This window comes from Kitasatospora indigofera (genome assembly GCF_014655955.1).
Taxonomy (GTDB): domain Bacteria; phylum Actinomycetota; class Actinomycetes; order Streptomycetales; family Streptomycetaceae; genus Kitasatospora; species Kitasatospora indigofera.
Genome location: NZ_BNBO01000003.1, coordinates 231,639 through 247,668 on the forward strand (window position 1 = coordinate 231,639; position 16,030 = coordinate 247,668).

The window sequence follows — 16,030 nt, forward strand, 5'->3', positions numbered from 1 at the left end:
CGTACGTACGAGTGTTACGTACCGTCCATCCTGCCCGAGGCGAAGGCCCGGCGGTGCACCCCGCGCGGGCCGGTCCGTGCGGGAGCCGCTCACCGGCTGTGAGTTCCGACTCCTTCCACCGCCCCGGGCCTGCAGACTTCCCCGCCACACCATCCGCGTGACGGCCGACCAGATCGAGGAACCCGTGAGCGACCTCCCCTTCGGATTCGGCGTTCCGCCCGAGGAGCCCGAGGACGGCAAGGCCAAGCGCGACAAGTCCGAGGATTCCGAGCAGGGCGGGCCCGACGCGGGCGCCACCCCGCAGATGCCCTTCGGTTTCGGCCCGGGCAACCCGCTGGGGGCGCTCTTCGGCATGGGCGCGCCCGGCGGCGCGCCCGGCGCGGACAACCCCTTCGGCGCCATGCTCGGCGGCCTCAACCCCAACGACCTGGGCGCGGCCTTCCAGCAGCTCGGCCAGATGCTGTCCTTCGACGGCGGGCCGGTGAACTGGGAGCTCGCCAAGGACATCGCCCGCCAGACGGTGGTCGCCGAACCCGCGGAGGGCAAGAGCAAGGACCGCTCGGTGAGCGCCTCCGAACGCTCGGCCGTCGCCGAGGCCGTCCGGCTCGCCGACCTCTGGCTGGACTCCAGCACCGAGTTCCCCTCCGGCGCCGGCACCGCCGTGGCCTGGAGCCGCGCGGAGTGGATCGAGGCGACCCTGCCGGTCTGGAAGGACCTGGTCGACCCGGTCGCCGAGCGGGTCGGCAACGCCATGGGCGGCGTCCTGCCCGAGGAGATGCAGGCCATGGCCGGCCCGCTGATGGGCGTGATGCGCTCGATGGGCGGCGCCATGTTCGGCACCCAGATCGGCCAGGCGCTCGGCGCGCTGGCCGCCGAGGTGGTCGGCTCCACCGACGTCGGCCTCCCGCTGGCCCCGGCCGGCAAGGCCGCGCTGCTCCCGCAGAACGTCGCCGAGTTCGGCGAGGGCCTGAACGTCCCGGCCGACGAGGTGCGCCTCTACCTGGCCCTGCGCGAGGCCGCCCACCAGCGCCTCTTCGCCCACGTGCCGTGGCTGCGGGCGCACCTGTTCGGCGCCGTCGAGGCGTACGCGCGCGGCATCAAGGTCGACACCTCCCGGATGGAGGAGCTGGCCGGCCAGCTCGACCCCAGCAACCCCGAGGCCCTCCAGGAGGCCCTCGCCGGCGGCCTGCTGCAGCCCGAGGACACCCCCGAGCAGAAGGCCGCGCTGGCCCGCCTGGAGACCGCGCTCGCGCTGGTCGAGGGCTGGGTGGACGCGGTCGTGCACAGCGCCGCCCAGCCGCACCTGCCGCAGGCCGGCGCGCTGCGCGAGACCGTCCGGCGGCGCCGCGCCGCCGGCGGGCCCGCCGAGCAGACCTTCGCCACCCTGGTCGGCCTGGAGCTGCGCCCGCGCCGGCTCCGGGACGCCTCCCGGCTGTGGGCCACCCTGGCCGACGCCCGCGGCGTCGAGGGCCGGGACGCGCTCTGGCAGCACCCCGACATGCTGCCGACCGCCGCCGACCTGGACGACCCGGACGGCTTCGTGCACCGCGGCTCCGCCGACGACGCCGAGGGCGGCTTCGACTTCGACGCGCTCGACAAGCTGCTCGGCGAGGCGGCCGCCGGCAAGGGCGGCGCCGGGGGGAGGGGCACCGGGCAGCAGGACGCCGGGGAGAACGGCGGCGACGGCGGCACCGGCCCGAAGGGCACCGACGAGGACGGGAAGGGCGAGCCCACCGCATGACGGTCACCGAGACGAGCGCGACGGCGCTGCACGACGACGCCGTGCGCACCCTGGAGGGGTGGCGGACCGCCGACGCCGGCCAGGACCGGCTGCGGCGCGACTACCTGGCCCACCTGGCCGGGCACCCCGACGGCCTGTTCCGGGCCTGCCTGCCCGCCCACATCACGGCCAGCGCCCTGGTCGTCGACCCGGCCTCCGGCCGGGTGCTGCTGACCCTGCATCCCAAGGTCGGCATCTGGCTGCAGATGGGCGGCCACTGCGAGCCGGGCGACCCGGACCTCGCGGCCGCCGCGCTGCGCGAGGCCACCGAGGAGTCCGGCATCCCGGACCTCACCCTGCTCACGGCCGACGGCGCGCCCACCCCGGTGATGCTCGACCGCCACCAGGTCCGCTGCACCGGCAAGGACCGCCCGGAGAACACCCACCTGGACGTCCAGTACGTCGCGCTGGCCCGGCCCGGCGCCGAGGCACTGATCAGCGAGGAGTCGCTGGACCTGCGCTGGTTCGGGTACGACAGCCTGCCGGAGCTGACCGACGACTCGGTGCGCGCGCTGGTCGCGCGCGCCCGGGAGCTGACCCGCTGACCCGGTGACCGGCCGCCCCGGGCGGCCGGGGCACGACGAAGGGGACCCGGTGACCGGGTCCCCTTCGTCGTGCCCGGACCTGCCCGGACCTGTCAGGTGTGCCGGGACCTGCCCGGACCTGCCCGACGTGCCGGGCGGACGTGCCCGGCGGCGCCGGCCGCCGGAGGGTCAGCGCACCGGCACCCGCTGCGGGGCCAGCAGCTCGCTCGGCTGGACCAGGACGTGGCCGGCGCCGGTGAAGGCCATCTCCCAGCCCTCGGTGGCCGTGCCGCGCCGCCGCCAGGCCTCGGTGTTGCTGCTCTGCGCCTGGAGCTGCACCTCCAGCCCCGAGGACCAGCCGACCACCGCGTCGGCGTCCGCGTACACGTACCGGCCCGGCTCGACCCGCATCACCAGCGGCTGGCCCGAGGTCATCAGCACCAGCCGGCCGCTGCCGGTCAGCTCCAGGCTCCGGGTGCCCACCCCGGCGATCCGCTCGCCGCCCTCGATGCCGACGACCTGCCAGCTGATCGTGGTGTCCATCGCCAGCACGTAGGTGCTGTTCACCGTCAGCCGGTCCCGCCGCAGGTCGAGGATGTGCAGGTGCTGCGCGAGGTTGGCGAGGTAGACCGTGCCGGTGCCGCTGCACCGCATCAGGTCCAGCTCGGTGGGGGCCACGTTGGCCCGGTTGCGGCGGCCCGGCGGCGTCCAGCCGGTGAACTGGACCCGGCCGGTGTGGGCGACCATCGCGCCGCTGCGGGCCAGCACGTCGGCCGGGCCGCCGTCCAGCACCACCCGCAGCATCTGCGGGTTCTGCAGGGAGTAGCGCTCGGTGCCGGTCAGGGCGGCGTGGTCGAGAAGGGGGCTCTGCACGGTGGTCGCTCCTCAGCCGCGGATCTTGAGTCGGTCGGAGGTGTCCTCGCTGGGCTGGACGACGACGAAGCCCGAGCCCTTGAAGCCCAGCTGCAGGGCCTCGCCGCTGCCGCGGCCGATCAGCGCGCCGACCTTGACGGTGCGCCGGGTCTTGATCTCCAGGCCGGTGGTCCAGGCGACCAGCGCGTCCGGGTCGACGAAGGTCTCGGCCTCGGCGCAGTCCAGCACCACGGGCACGCCCCGGGAGGTGACGGACACCCAGCCGCTGCCGGACACCGTCACGTTGAACAGCCCGGTGCCGGCCAGCATCGCCGGGCCCTTCACCTTCTCGACCGCGCAGGTCAGCCCGGCGTCCATGGCCAGCAGGTGCGAGCCGTTGACCGACAGCGACTCGTTGTCGAGCTGCAGGTTGAGCACGTCGGCGCCGAAGTCGGCGAGATAGAGGGTGCCGTCCCCGGACCACCGCAGCAGCGGGCTGCGCTCGCCCGAGGCCCACTCCCCCAGCGCCCGCCGGAAGGTCTGCGAGACCGCCTCGTACTGCAGGAACCCGTCGTACGCGACCATCGCGCCCGGCTTCGCCAGGACGTCCTGGCCCGTCGTCACCGCGACCTTGCACATCGCGGCGCCGTGGTTGCTCATCCTGGCCGTCGCCGGGGACTCCAGGTACCCCTCCAGGTACGTGCCCGAGAGCGTCTGCCTCTGCATGATCCCGCCTACCTCTCCCGGACGCGTCCGGCTCTCAGACCTCGAACGGCTGGACGACGACGAAGTTGCCGGGGCCGCCCCTGAACTGCAGGCTGTACGACTCCGCGGCGTGGCCCGCGTACGCCGAGCGCCGGATCCGCACCGGCGCCGTGGTGATCACCTGGGACCCCTTCGACCAGGCCACCAGGGCGTGCACGTCCGCGTAGGTCTCCGGCGCCGGGGTGACCGGCAGCACCACCGGGATGCCGTTGGTCTTCACCACCACCGTGCCGTGCCCGGTGAACTGGAGGGTGAAGAAGCCGCCGCCCGGCAGCCCCTCGCCCTCGATCCGCCGGACCTCGTGCTCCAGGCCGGCGTCGAAGGCCAGCACCCGGTCCGAGCTGACGCAGAACGAGTCGCCCTCCAGCCGGACCACGTGCAGGTGGCTCGCCTCGTCCGCGAGGAAGACCTGGCCCTCGCCGGAGACCCGCATCAGCTTCAGCTGCTGTCCGGTCAGGTTGGCGGTGAGCTTGCGCAGCACGCCGGAGCTCTCGTGCGCGAAGTCCGCCCTGCCCTGGTACGCCACCATGCTGCCCTGCAGCGCGAGCACGTCCTGGCCCTTGGTGAGGGTGAAGCGGACCAGGTTGTCGTTCTGCTTGAGCCAGCCGGTCTGCTCGGGCAGTTCGGCGTACTTGGTGAGCGAGATCTTCACGCCGGGGGCCGGGGCGGGAGCCTGCGCCTGGGCCGGGATCTGCACGGTGGCCGCCGGGGCGGGCACGGTCACGGGCGCTGCGGGCACGGGCGCCGCGAGCACGGGCGCCGCGAGCACGGGCGCGGGGGCGCCGGCGGGCACGGCCGCCGGGGGGACGGGCGCCGCGGGCGCGGGCGCGGGCGCGGGCGCCGGGTCGTCCTCGGCCACCTCGCCGCCGAAGTTCTCCAGCAGCGCCTGCAGCCCGCCGTCGAAGCCCTGCCCGACCGCGGCGAACCGCCACTCCCCGCCGCGCCGGTAGACGTCCGCCAGCATCACCGCGCGCTCGGTGCTGAACTCGGCGCCGGTGAAGGAGTACCGGCCGACCTCGGTGCCGCCCGCGACGATCCGGACGTGGCCCGCGCTCACCTGCGACATCCGGCCGTCGCCGTCGATGGTCGCGGTCAGGCTGAGCTTGTGGATGCTCTCCGGCACGGCCGAGAGGTCCAGCTGGAAGGACTCGGTGTCGTCCTGCCGGGCACCCAGCAGCCGCACCGCGTTCTCGGGGCTGGCCGGCTGGTTGAAGAAGACGAAGTACCGGTCGTCGCTCAGGCGCTCCTCGGCGTCCAGGCCGAAGCAGCTGATGTCGAACGTCAGCCCGGGCGCGGTCAGCCCGACCCCCAGGTAGAGGTCGGTCAGCGGCGTGAGGTCACCGATCCGGATCCGGGACGCCTTGGCGAGTTCTCTGGTCATGGCGCTGAGAACGCCCCTCCCTGTGTGCCGGCCTGATTCCGGCGACCCTATCCCAGGGAGGTCGGTCGGCAGCAGGCCCGGCCCGGGGCCTTCCCGCCGGTGCGCGGGGCAGGCCCTAGCCGCAGGACTCGCCGGGCGCCGGCTCACGGGAGGCGGAGCCCGCCGGGCGGTCCCCCCGGGCGCCGGGGATGTGCGGCAGCCGGGCCGCGGAGACCACACCCTCCAGGTACCCGCGGGCCCGCTCGGTCCGCGGGTAGGCCTCCAGCAGCGCCCAGAACCCCGGACCGTGGTCGGGGACCAGCAGGTGCGCCAGCTCGTGCAGCAGCACGTAGTCGACGACGTACTCGGGCATGCCCTGCAGCCGGTGCGAGAGCCGGATGGTCCGCTCGCTGGGCGTGCAGGACCCCCAGCGCGAGTTCTGGTTGGTCACCCAGCGGACCTGCGCCGGCCGGGCCCGCCCGCCGAGGTAGGCGGCGGACAGCTCCCGCGCGCGGGCCGACAGGGCGTCGTCGCCGAGCACCCGGCGGCTCTCCTGCGCGGCCAGCCGGTCGAGCATCTGGGCCACCCAGCGCTGCTCCTCGGCGACCGACATCCGGGCCGGGATCAGGACCACGGTGCGGTCGCCCTCCCGGTAGGCGGAGACCGTACGGCTGCGGCGGGCGCTGCGGCGGACCTCCACCCGGGAGCGGTCGGCGGACTGGTCCGGACGGGATCCCTGGGCCGGTGACGGGAGCTGGGCGGGGGGCCGGTGCTGGGCGGGGGCCGCGGGTTCCGCCGGGTCCGGGCGCCCGCGCGTGCTCGGCGCCGCGACTCCCGACCCGGACGCTGCACGGGCACGCCGACGCGACGCCGGGGGATGGGGTTCCCGTTCGGCCGCCATGGCACACGACGTTACCGGTTACCCCTGACAGAAGTCCCGGTGCCTTGGCCGAAATGTTTCATGGAGTGATCGCGAACGAAAGGCCTACGGAGGATGACGCCGCGGTGAGCCGGGGCGGACCGGAAAGTTATCCACAGGGCATGCGAAGCACTCCTACGACCATAGGCCTGGCGCTGTGGACAACGCCGAGCGCGAGGGGCCGCCGATCCGGCATCCTGCGGGCAGCTCCCCGCCGGGGAGCACCGCCGCGACGCGGCCGGGCGTGGCCGCCGGCCCGCCCGGCTGTCCGGATCCGACCTGGAGGCACACCCCATGCGCCCGGTGCTCAAGCCCGCCCTCTCCCGCACCTGGCGGGACACCGAGACCCTGCAGTTCGGCACCGTCCACCGCCACGCCAGGGTGGTCGAACAGGCCGACGCGCCCTTCTGCTCCTTCCTCGGCCTGCTCGACGGCAGCCGGGAGCGGCCCGCGCTGGTCGACGCCGGTGAACGGCTCGGGCTCGGCCGCGAGCAGACCGCCGACCTCCTCGACTCGCTGGAGCAGGCCGGGCTGCTCGACGACGCCGCGGCCGGCCGGGAGGCACTGGCCCGCTACCCGCAGCCGCACCGCGACCTGCTCGGCCCCGACCTCGCCTCGCTCTCTCTGGTGCACCCCGAGCCCGGGGCCGGGCCGGCCGTCCTGAGCGGCCGGGCCGCCGCCCGGGTCGAGGTGCGCGGAGCCGGGCGGGTCGGCGGCGCGATCGCCGCCGTCCTGGCGGCGGGCGGGATCGGCGGCGTCACCGTGCTGGACACCGGCCGGGTCACCCCCACGGACTGCTCCCCGGCCGGCCTGCCGCCCACCGAGGCCGGCCGGCTGCGGACCAGCGCCGCCCGCGCCGCCGTCGACCGGGCGAGCGGCCGCGGACCGGCCTCGCACCCGCGCCGCGACCGGGCCGGCGGCCCGCCGCCCGCGCTCGTGGTGCTCGCGCCCCGCGACGGCGGCGGGGGCTTCGCCGGCGGCGCGGTCGAGGCCCGGCGCCTGATGCGGGCCGGTGTGCCGCACCTCTACGTGGGCGTCGTGGAGCACCTCGGCGTGGTCGGCCCCCTGGTGCTGCCCGGCGCCTCGGCCTGCGGCGGCTGCCTGGCCCTCAGCCGCACCGACGAGGACGCCGCCTGGCCCCGGCTGCTCGCCCAGCTCGCCGAGGACGGCCCCGGGCGGCCCCGCACCCCCGCCTGCGACAGCGCCCTCGCCACCGCCGTGGCCGGGCTGGCGGCCCTGCACGTCCAGCTGTACGTGGACGGCACCCGGCCGCCCAGCGTGGACGGCTGGTGCGAGATCTCGGCCGCCGACGGCTTCGCCCGGCGGCTGCGACTGCCGGGCCACCCCGACTGCGGCTGTCTCTGGCAGCCGGCCGCGCAGCGCTGAGCCGGCGCCGGCGGGGCCGCGCGCCCGGGCCGGGCCCGGGCTCCCGGGGCCCGGGACCGGCCGGCCGGCCCCGGCGGCGCACCGGGCGTCCGGGGCCGCCACCCGGCCCGGCGCGGGGCCCGCCGGGTGCCGTACTGTCAGCGCTCCCGCACTATCCACAATTCGGCCGGGCCCGCCCGCCGAGCGGGCACAATGACGTAGTGACCGCCGTTCCTCAGGCCCCGCAGCTCGCGAGGGCCGCCGGGGGCGTCTGACTGGGAGGCCCGGGTGAGCGATCTTCCGCGCAAGGCAATGACCCGTACGGCAAAGCTCGCAGCTCTGCCGCTGGGGATGGCCGGCCGGGCCACGCTGGGCCTGGGCAGGCGGATCGGCGGGCGCTCCGCCGAGGTGGTGACCGCCGAACTCCAGCAGGCCACCGCCGACCAGCTCTTCAAGGTCCTCGGCGAGCTCAAGGGCGGGGCGATGAAGTTCGGGCAGGTGCTGTCCGTCTTCGAGGCGGCGCTGCCCGAGGAGGTCGCCGGCCCCTACCGGGCCGCGCTGACCAAGCTTCAGGACGCCGCGCCGCCGATGCCCGCCGCCAAGGTGCACACCGCGCTGGCCGAGCGGCTCGGCCAGGACTGGCGGGAGAGATTCCGGAGCTTCGACGACAAGCCGGCCGCCGCCGCCTCCATCGGGCAGGTCCACCGGGCGGTCTGGCACGACGGCCGTGAGGTCGCGGTCAAGGTCCAGTACCCGGGCGCCGGCGAGGCGCTGCTCGCGGACCTCGCCCAGCTCAGCCGGGTGGCCTGGCTGCTCGGCCCGCTCATCCCCGGCCTCGACATCAAGCCGCTGATCACCGAGCTGCGGGAGCGGGTCGCCGAGGAGCTGGACTACGAGCTGGAGGCACAGGCCCAGAGCCGGCACGCGGCGGAGTTCGCCGGCGACCCGGACATCGTCGTCCCGGGCGTGGTGGCCCAGGCCGACCAGGTGCTGGTCACCGAGTGGATGGGCGGCACCCCGCTCGCCGAGGTGATCGCGAACGGCACCCAGGAGGAGCGCGACCGGGCCGGCCACCTGCTCGCCCGCTTCCTGTTCGCCGGCCCCTCCCGCACCGGCCTGCTGCACGCCGACCCGCACCCCGGCAACTTCCGGCTGCTGAAGGACGACGGCCCGGCCGGCACCTGGCGGCTCGGGGTGCTCGACTTCGGCACGGTCGACCGCCTGCCCGGCGGCCTGCCCTCCCCGATCGGGGACTCGCTGCGGATGGCGCTGGCCGGCGACGCCTCGGGCGTCCTCGACATGCTCCGCGAGGAGGGCTTCGTCAAGCCCTCGATCCGGCTCGACCCGGACGCGGTGCTGGACTACCTGCTGCCGATCATCGAGCCGGCCACCGTGGAGACCTTCCACTTCACCCGGGCCTGGATGCGCTCGCAGGCGGCCCGGATCGCCGACCCGCGCTCCCCCGCCTACAACCTGGGCAAGCAGCTCAACCTGCCGCCCTCGTACCTGCTGATCCACCGGGTGACGCTGAGCACCATCGGCGTGCTCTGCCAGCTCGGTGCCAACGCGCCGTTCCGCGCCGAGATGCTGGAGTGGCTGCCCGGCTTCGCCCCGGCGGCCGCGCCGGGCGGCACCGCGGAGGCGCTGAAGAAGCGCTGACCCGTCGTCCGGCCCGGCGGGCCGGACGCACGGCGATGGCCGCTCCCCCGGTCCGGGGGAGCGGCCATCGTCACGGCGGGGGTGGAACGCGGAGCCGGCCGGACGGGCTCCGGGGCCCGCGGGTCACATCACCGCGAGGGCCAGCGCCTTACGGGCCCGCAGGGAGGCCCGCTCGGCCTTCCGGATGAGCTTCTGGGCCCTGACGACCCGTAGGCCGAGGCGTTCGTGCTCGGCCTCTTGCAGGCGGTCCTGCATATGGGCGCGAGCCAGGGATTCGTGGAGGAGTTGCATCTCGAGGGTCCTGTTCTGGATCTGAAGTTCGGTGGTCTGCTCTGCGCGGACGGTGGGATCGACGGCGGCGGCGGTCATGTGGTGGTCCTGCTCGTGCTGCGTGCTCGGAAAGGGGATGCTGCGGGCTGCGTCCGCCTTGGCGGCGGCGAGGCGTACGGAGTGGCGCAGGGCACTGTCCAGCGGGGGCTGCTCTCCCCGGCGGACGGCGTCGGCACCGAGCGCGGGGTTCACGCGACGGCCTCGGTCTTGCGCGGACGGCCCCGGGGACGCTTCCGGGCCACGACGACGCCCTGGACGAAGAGCTCGCCGCCCCAGACGCCCCACGGCTCACGCCGCTCCAGCGCACCGGCCAGGCAGGCCTCCTTGACCGGGCAGGCCCCACAGAGGGACTTCGCGTACTCGACGTCCGCCGGGGTCTCGGCGAAGAAGACCTCCGGGTCGAAGGCGCGGCACGGGATGGGAAGGCCCAGGGCCTCGGCGTCGTCGATCGCGGTGAGCTGCATAAGAGAAACCTCCGGGGGGTCGGCCTGGTCGGCCTTGGTGATCTGGTCTGTCGTCGGTACGGACGGGAGGGGCGGTGTGATGACCGTGGACACTGTGGGCGTCTTCCTCGTCTTTTCAGTGGGTCCGGTTCAGCTGGCTGGTGGGGCCGAACCGGAGGCCCCGGAGGGCCTGGGTGGTCTTACGTACCGGACAAAACAGAAGGGCCGCGGATCCCGGTGTACGGGTTCCGCGGCCCTGGAGGGTGCCGACCTGATGCTGACTCAGGTGCGTTCTCTCCAGGGTTCAGGCCCGCGGAAGGCCCTGCTCCGGATGACCGAGGCGCCGATAAAGGCGGCCTTGGCCTGGTTGATCAGCTGCTCGTTCTGCTTCTGGGTGATTCCGGCACCGATGACCTGCGCATAGTCGCCATGCTTGGCGGCTGCTACTGCTGCCTTCGGTGCCTGGGTCGGTCGCTCGTCACGCAGATCGCGGGACATGGCGTCCATCGCCCAGTCACGGGACAGACCCGTCTCGACGGCGCCGGCTCCCGTGCTGCCGCCAGTGTTCCCAAGGGCACTGACAACGGGCACGACGGAGACAACGGTGGTGTCGAGACCCAGACCGGCCGCGGCAAGCAGGGCGACAAGAGCCTGCTCGGGGGCAACGCACAGGGAGGCAGCGGCGACGGTCTGGCCAGTCAGTTTGGTGATCATCGTCTTGGTTTCCACTGTCTTCGCCTCCTCTCGGCGTCTCGCGGTGCCCAGTCCCCCGGGCTCCGGCTGTTCGGATGTCTGTCTCGGTGAAGCTTCTTCTCGGTAAGGCTTGTGGCCGCGCGCTGTGATACGCACGACACGCAGGGGAAGGCCGTTTCAGGAGTGACCCCGTACGGCTTGCGATCTCGTCCCCTTGACCGCTCCGGCAGGCTATTGCGCTCCATGCACGGCGCGCAAACTATTTTTCCGGCGAGTTTCGAAGTGCCCGCCGCGAGCGGCTCAGGCCGGCTCGTCCGACGTGTCGTCCGGAGCCTCTTCCGAGTCTGCCTCGGGCTCTTCCCCCGCACACAACGAGAGCACGGCGGCCCCGTACTTGTCCAGCTTCATGGCGCCCACGCCCGAGATGACGGCCAGCTCGCGCTCGTTGGCCGGCACGTCCTCGGCGATCGCCATCAGGGTGGCGTCGGTGAAGACCACGTAGGCCGGCGCGCCCTGCTTCTTCGCCTGGCCGGCCCGCCACTCGCGCAGCCGCTCGAACAGGGCCTCGTCCATCGAGGACGGGCAGCTCTCGCAGCGGCGCAGCTTGCGCTCGACGGCCTCGGTCAGGGTGCGGTCGCAGACGCGGCACTTGAGCGGCCCGCGCGCCTTGCGGGCCGCCGGGCGCCCCTCGCCGAACTCGACGCCGCCCCGCCCGCCCCGGGCGCCGGAGCGCGAGCCGGGCGCGCCCGAGCCCGGGCGCAGCCCGTCCAGGAACCGGGTGGGCTTGCGGCTGGCCCGCCCGCCCGGGGAGCGGGAGAGCGACCAGGAGAGGGAGAGGTTGCGCCGGGCCCGGGTGACGCCCACGTAGAGCAGCCGGCGCTCCTCCTCCACCTGCTCGTCGGTCTTGGCGTAGATGATCGGCATGGTGCCCTCGGTGAGGCCGACCAGGAAGACGGCGTCCCACTCCAGGCCCTTGGCGGCGTGCAGCGAGGCCAGCGTGACCCCTTCGACCGCCGGGGCGTGCTGGGCGGCCGCCCGGGCGTCCAGCTCGGCCACGTAGGCGCTCAGGTCACCGCTCTCGCCGGCCTTGTGCCGGGTCGCCTCGAACTCCTCGGCGAGCCGGACCAGCGCGGCCAGCGACTCCCAGCGCTCGCGGACCGCGCCGGAGCCGCCCGGCGGGGTCGCGGTGAAGCCCCGGGTGGCCAGCACGGCGCGGACCTGGGAGGCCAGGTCGGGGGCGTCGGCGGTCAGCGGGTCCGACCCGGCCCGGGCGGCGCCCTTGAGCAGCACCCCGGCCTCCCGGACCTCGGGCCGCTCGAAGAACCGCTCGGCGCCCTTCAGCTGGTAGGAGATGCCGAGGTCGGCGAGCGCCTGCTCGTAGACCTCGGACATGCCGTTGGTGCGGAACAGCACCGCGATCTCGCTGGCCCGGCAGCCGCCGCGCTCGGCGGGCAGGGCCAGCAGGTCCTTGATCCGGTGCGCGGTGCTCTCCGCCTCGGTGGGCTCGTCCGCGTACTCCACGTAGACCGGCTCCGGGCCGGCCTCGCGCTGCGAGACCAGCTCCAGCCGGTGCTGGGCGGCCTGCCCCCTGGCCTGGGCCAGCAGGCCGTTGGCGAGGTGCACCACCTGCGGGGTGGAGCGGTAGTCGCGGACCAGCTTGACCACCGTCGCCCCGGGGTGGCGGGTGCGGAAGTTCAGCAGGTAGTCGGGGGTGGCGCCGGTGAAGGAGTAGATGGTCTGGCTGGCGTCGCCGACCACGCAGAGGCTGGCGCCGGGGCCGGTCCACTGGTCGAGCAGTCGCTGCTGGAGCGGGGAGACGTCCTGGTACTCGTCGACCGTGAAGTGCCGGTACTGGGCGCGGACCCGGTCGGCGATCTCCGGGCGGTCCTCCAGGATCGCGGCGGTCAGCAGCAGGACGTCCTCGAAGTCGATGACGCCGCGGTCGCGCTTGGTCTGCTCGTAGGTGGCGTAGACCCGGGCGATCTCGGCCGGGTCGCGCGGTGCCTCGCGGCCGGCCTTCAGGACGGCGGCCGCGTAGTCGTCGGGGACGATCTGGGTGACCTTGGCCCACTCGATCTCGCCGGTGAGGTCGCGCAGCTCGGTGCGCTGGACCCGCAGGCCGCAGCGCCCGGCCGCCTCGGCGACCAGCTGGACCTTGCGCTCCAGCAGCCGGGGCACCTCGCCGCCGACCGCGCGCGGCCAGAAGTACTGGAGCTGGCGCAGCGCGGCGGAGTGGAAGGTCCGGGCCTGGACGCCCTCGGCGCCGAGCTCGCGCAGCCGGCCGCGCATCTCGCCGGCGGCGCGGGCGGTGAAGGTCACCGCGAGCACCTGCTGCGGCTGGTAGACGCCGCTGCGCACGCCGTAGGCGATCCGGTGGGTGATGGCCCGGGTCTTGCCGGTGCCGGCGCCGGCCAGCACGCAGACCGGGCCGTGCAGGGCGGTGGCGACGGCCCGCTGCTCCGGGTCGAGCCCGGCCAGCACCGCGTCGGCGCCGACGGGGGCCGGGCGGTCGTCGTCGTACGGGCTGCCGCTCAAGAGGTCTTCCTGCATGCAGTCCATCCTCTCAGCCCGGCGGGGGGATACGGCCGGTCGCGGGTGCGGCCGGCCCCGACATCCTGGCAGGGCGGGGTGACAGCGGCGGAAAGTTGTCCACAGACCCGGTACGACCGGAGGATGATCCCCTCGCCGCCCGGCGCGCGTACTGGCGGTCACGCCCGGCGCACACGGAATGACCGAGGCGTGTCGCGCGTTCATCCCGAAGACCGCACGCCCCCTCCCGAAGGAGACCCCACCGATGTCCGGCAGCGTCACGATGTACAGCACGACCTGGTGCGGGTACTGCACCCGGCTCAAGGGCCAGCTGCAGCGCGAGGGGATCGGCTACACCGAGATCAACATCGAGGAGGACCCGGCGTCGGCGAACTTCGTCGAGTCGGTGAACAACGGCAACCAGGTGGTGCCGACGGTGCTGGTGACCCCGGCCGGCGGTGGCGAGCAGATCGTGATGACCAACCCGAGCCTGCGCCAGGTCCAGGCCGCGCTGGCGGGCTGATCCGCTCCCGGCACGGGCCGGGGCCCGCGGTCCTGGACCGCGGGCCCCGGCCCGTCCGGTACGGCCGCCGCGGGTCCGGTCAGGACACGTCCGCGCGCACGCCGTCGGCCGCGCGCAGCTCCGTCCGGCCGGTGTCGACCGGGGTGGCCGGGGCGGGCAGGGTGGTCCGCGCGCCGAGGTCGCCGATCCCGTAGACTAGGCGGCAGCGGTCCGCCGAGTAGCGGGTCTCGATCACCCGGACCGGCCCGCGCCGGTCGTAGGTGACCCGGGTCTGCACCACCAGCGGCACCCCGGGCCCGCCCTGGAACCACTGCGCCTCCTCCGGCCCGGGCATCCGCGCGACCATGTGGTCCACCGCGCCGACCTCGGTGCGGCCGAGCGCCGCGAGCACCGCCTCGTCCCCGCCCTCGACCTGGTCGGGCTCCATCAGCGGGGTGCCGGCGGCCAGCCCGGCGCGGTAGTGGCTCTCCTCGATGGAGTAGGGCTCGCGGTCCAGCATCCGCAGCTGGCGGCGCACCACGATGGCCTCGCCGGGCCGGAGCCCGAGCCGCTCCGCGATGTCCACCCGGGCCCGGACGATCAGCATCTCGAAGTCGGACGTCAACTCCCGGCCCGCCTCGGCGGCCTCTTTCGTGTAGATGTCGGTGGGCGCGGCCAGGCAGTCCCGCTGTCCGGGCAGCAGGCTGGGCCCGTACGCGCGGTGGTCCAGCACGGGGTGTTCCCTGAGGTAGGTGCCCTTGCCCTGGAGCCGGACCAGCCGGCCCTCGTTGACCAGCACGTCCACCGCCAGCCGGACGGTGTTGCGGGCCACCCCGTACTGCTTCTCCAGCTCGCCCTCGACCGGGAGCGGGTCGTCGGCGGTGAACTCGCCGGCGGCGATCCGGCGGCGCAGGTCCGCCGCGAGCCTCTGGTACTTGGGGGATTGGGCACTGCCCCGTGGGATTGTCACCCGAGTGAATGTAGCGATCGGGCTTCGCCGATTTCAGCCGAACCCGCCGGAACCGGCCGATCCGGAGGATTCCCCGATTGCTCCCGGCCGGGCCGGGCAGAACCGCCCCGGCGGCCTGCGCGCGGCCGCCGGGGGGATTGCGCCGGCATTCCCGGTGCCGCGCCCGGTGTGGGGCGGGGCACCGGCGGCGGGGCGGTGACCTGTGCGGGACGGCGCACGGGCGGGAGCGGGTCGCGGCCCCGTCCGGCCGGCCGGAAAGGCGGCCAGGAAATAGGGGCGCTCGGCCGATAGCCACGCGCCCCTAATTCCGATCACGCGCCCCTTCGTGGACAACCGAAGGCGCGATACCGCCGCCGCTCCGGGCGGGCCGGCCCTACCAGCGGGCCGCCGCCGGCAACGGTTCGCCGTACCAGAGCTCGACCAGGTGCCGGGCGATCGAAATCCCCGACGGCGGCAGGATCTCCCCCGCCGCCATTCCGGCCCGCAGCTCCTCGCGGGAGAACCAGCGCGCCTCGGCCAGCTCCTCGCCGTCCACCGTGATCGCGGTGCCGGCCGGATCGGCCTGCCCCATGAAGCCCAGCATCAGACTGCTCGGGAACGGCCAGGGCTGGCTCGCCACGTAGCTGACCTCGGCGACCCGGACGCCCGCCTCCTCGAAGACCTCCCGGGCGACCGCCTGCTCGATCGACTCGCCGGGCTCGACGAAACCGGCCAGGGTCGACCAGCGGCCCTCCGGCCAGATCGCCTGCCGGCCCAGCAGGCAGCGGTCCTGCTCGTCGGTGATCATCATGATCACCGCCGGGTCGGTGCGCGGGTAGTGCTCGGCCGCGCAGGAGGTGCAGCGCCGCAGGTGCCCGGCCCCGGCCTTCTCGGTCGGGTGGCCGCAGCGCGAGCAGAAGCTGTGCAGGCGGTGCCAGTGCTCCAGCGCGACCGCGTGCACCAGCAGCCCGGCGTCGCGGTCGGAGAGCATCGCCCCCACCTCGCGCAGTCCGGCCGGCCGGGCGTCCCCGTCCAGGCGCCCCGGCAGGGTCTCCCCGGCCAGCGCGAAGTAGGAGACGCCGTCGTCGTCGGTGCCGAGGAAGTAGCGGTCGCCGTCCTGCGGCGCCTCGAAGGAGGGCAGCAGCACCAGCTCGGTGCCCTCCTCGGTGTCCACCACGAAGGCCTCGCCGCCGGCGATCGGCAGCACCTTGGTGGTGGGGTGGCTCCAGGCCGCCGCGAGCCAGGGCTCGTCGACCCGGTGCTGCGCGGCACGGTCGACACCGGCCCTGGCCAGTGCGAGGGCCTTCGGACGTTCGGTCTCAGGCACGGTGCTCACTTAAGGTTCCATCCCCACGTGAAG

Annotated in this window: 14 protein-coding genes and 1 pseudogene; 5 read left to right on the top strand and 10 right to left on the bottom strand. The window is 74.6% G+C overall.

Annotation, left to right across the window (positions count from 1 at the left end; genetic code table 11):
- The first annotated feature begins 184 nt into the window (after positions 1 to 184).
- The gene (locus tag IE329_RS04765; protein WP_190209603.1) at positions 185 to 1,741 is read left to right on the top strand and encodes a zinc-dependent metalloprotease; all 1,557 of its coding nucleotides are present in this window, start codon (positions 185 to 187) and stop codon (positions 1,739 to 1,741) included.
- Positions 1,738 to 2,325, top strand: a complete 588-nt coding sequence (locus IE329_RS04770) for an NUDIX hydrolase (RefSeq protein ID WP_190209506.1) — start codon at positions 1,738 to 1,740, stop codon at positions 2,323 to 2,325. Before IE329_RS04765 ends, IE329_RS04770 begins: the two co-directional genes overlap by 4 nt.
- Before the next feature lie 168 nt (positions 2,326 to 2,493).
- On the opposite strand, the gene IE329_RS04775 is transcribed toward IE329_RS04770, so the two are convergent.
- The 4 genes and pseudogenes from IE329_RS04775 to IE329_RS04790 all read right to left on the bottom strand — a co-directional run.
- A complete protein-coding gene (locus IE329_RS04775) occupies positions 2,494 to 3,177 on the bottom strand; it encodes an AIM24 family protein (RefSeq protein ID WP_190209507.1) in 684 nt (227 codons plus the stop codon).
- A gap of 12 nt (positions 3,178 to 3,189) precedes the next feature.
- Positions 3,190 to 3,882, bottom strand: coding sequence for an AIM24 family protein (locus IE329_RS04780; RefSeq protein WP_190209508.1), 693 nt, complete (start codon positions 3,880 to 3,882; stop codon positions 3,190 to 3,192).
- Between the two features lie 34 nt (positions 3,883 to 3,916).
- Positions 3,917 to 5,302, bottom strand: coding sequence for a TerD family protein (locus IE329_RS04785; RefSeq protein WP_190209509.1), 1,386 nt, complete (start codon positions 5,300 to 5,302; stop codon positions 3,917 to 3,919).
- A gap of 115 nt (positions 5,303 to 5,417) precedes the next feature.
- A pseudogene (locus IE329_RS04790) lies at positions 5,418 to 5,987 on the bottom strand (M48 metallopeptidase family protein); the annotation flags it as partial.
- A gap of 507 nt (positions 5,988 to 6,494) precedes the next feature.
- On the opposite strand from IE329_RS04790, the gene IE329_RS04795 reads away from it, so the two are divergent.
- Together IE329_RS04795 and IE329_RS04800 are read left to right on the top strand one after the other, a co-directional pair.
- Positions 6,495 to 7,586, top strand: a complete 1,092-nt coding sequence (locus tag IE329_RS04795; RefSeq protein WP_190209511.1) for a ThiF family adenylyltransferase — start codon at positions 6,495 to 6,497, stop codon at positions 7,584 to 7,586.
- Positions 7,587 to 7,853: 267 nt separating this feature from the next.
- Positions 7,854 to 9,224, top strand: a complete 1,371-nt coding sequence (locus IE329_RS04800) for an ABC1 kinase family protein (protein WP_190209512.1) — start codon at positions 7,854 to 7,856, stop codon at positions 9,222 to 9,224.
- 123 nt (positions 9,225 to 9,347) lie between these two features.
- Here the strand turns inward: IE329_RS04800 and IE329_RS41785 are convergent, their stop codons facing one another.
- The 4 genes from IE329_RS41785 to IE329_RS04820 all read right to left on the bottom strand — a co-directional run bounded on the left by IE329_RS41785 (position 9,348) and on the right by IE329_RS04820 (position 13,240).
- Entirely contained in the window at positions 9,348 to 9,746 is a 399-nt protein-coding gene (locus IE329_RS41785) for a hypothetical protein (RefSeq protein ID WP_190209616.1), read from the bottom strand.
- Positions 9,743 to 10,099, bottom strand: coding sequence for a WhiB family transcriptional regulator (locus tag IE329_RS04810; protein WP_073926372.1), 357 nt, complete (start codon positions 10,097 to 10,099; stop codon positions 9,743 to 9,745). The genes IE329_RS41785 and IE329_RS04810 overlap by 4 nt, the downstream gene beginning before the upstream one ends.
- Before the next feature lie 180 nt (positions 10,100 to 10,279).
- On the bottom strand, positions 10,280 to 10,726 hold the full coding sequence (locus tag IE329_RS04815) for a hypothetical protein (RefSeq protein WP_190209514.1): 447 nt from the start codon (positions 10,724 to 10,726) through the stop codon (positions 10,280 to 10,282).
- Positions 10,727 to 10,990: 264 nt separating this feature from the next.
- A complete protein-coding gene (locus IE329_RS04820; protein WP_229927166.1) occupies positions 10,991 to 13,240 on the bottom strand; it encodes an ATP-dependent DNA helicase UvrD2 in 2,250 nt (749 codons plus the stop codon).
- 244 nt (positions 13,241 to 13,484) lie between these two features.
- Here IE329_RS04820 and IE329_RS04825 point away from each other — a divergent pair, with 244 nt between their 5' ends.
- Positions 13,485 to 13,742: a mycoredoxin gene (locus IE329_RS04825; RefSeq protein WP_190209516.1), complete on the top strand. Its 258-nt coding sequence runs from the start codon at positions 13,485 to 13,487 to the stop codon at positions 13,740 to 13,742.
- Positions 13,743 to 13,821: 79 nt separating this feature from the next.
- On the opposite strand, the gene IE329_RS04830 is transcribed toward IE329_RS04825, so the two are convergent.
- Both IE329_RS04830 and nudC read right to left on the bottom strand, forming a co-directional pair.
- Entirely contained in the window at positions 13,822 to 14,691 is an 870-nt protein-coding gene (locus IE329_RS04830) for a GntR family transcriptional regulator (RefSeq protein ID WP_190209517.1), read from the bottom strand.
- A gap of 373 nt (positions 14,692 to 15,064) precedes the next feature.
- On the bottom strand, positions 15,065 to 16,006 hold the full coding sequence (gene nudC / locus IE329_RS04835) for an NAD(+) diphosphatase (protein ID WP_190209518.1): 942 nt from the start codon (positions 16,004 to 16,006) through the stop codon (positions 15,065 to 15,067).
- Between the last annotated feature and the right edge of the window lie 24 nt (positions 16,007 to 16,030).

Coding starts and splice junctions, on each gene's coding strand:
- IE329_RS04770 (WP_190209506.1), top strand. CDS start 1,738: ATGACGGTCACCGAGACGAGCGCGACGGCGCTGCACGACGACGCCGTG.
- IE329_RS04820 (WP_229927166.1), bottom strand. CDS start 13,240: ATGCAGGAAGACCTCTTGAGCGGCAGCCCGTACGACGACGACCGCCCG.
- IE329_RS04785 (WP_190209509.1), bottom strand. CDS start 5,302: ATGACCAGAGAACTCGCCAAGGCGTCCCGGATCCGGATCGGTGACCTC.
- IE329_RS04825 (WP_190209516.1), top strand. CDS start 13,485: ATGTCCGGCAGCGTCACGATGTACAGCACGACCTGGTGCGGGTACTGC.
- IE329_RS04780 (WP_190209508.1), bottom strand. CDS start 3,882: ATGCAGAGGCAGACGCTCTCGGGCACGTACCTGGAGGGGTACCTGGAG.
- IE329_RS04795 (WP_190209511.1), top strand. CDS start 6,495: ATGCGCCCGGTGCTCAAGCCCGCCCTCTCCCGCACCTGGCGGGACACC.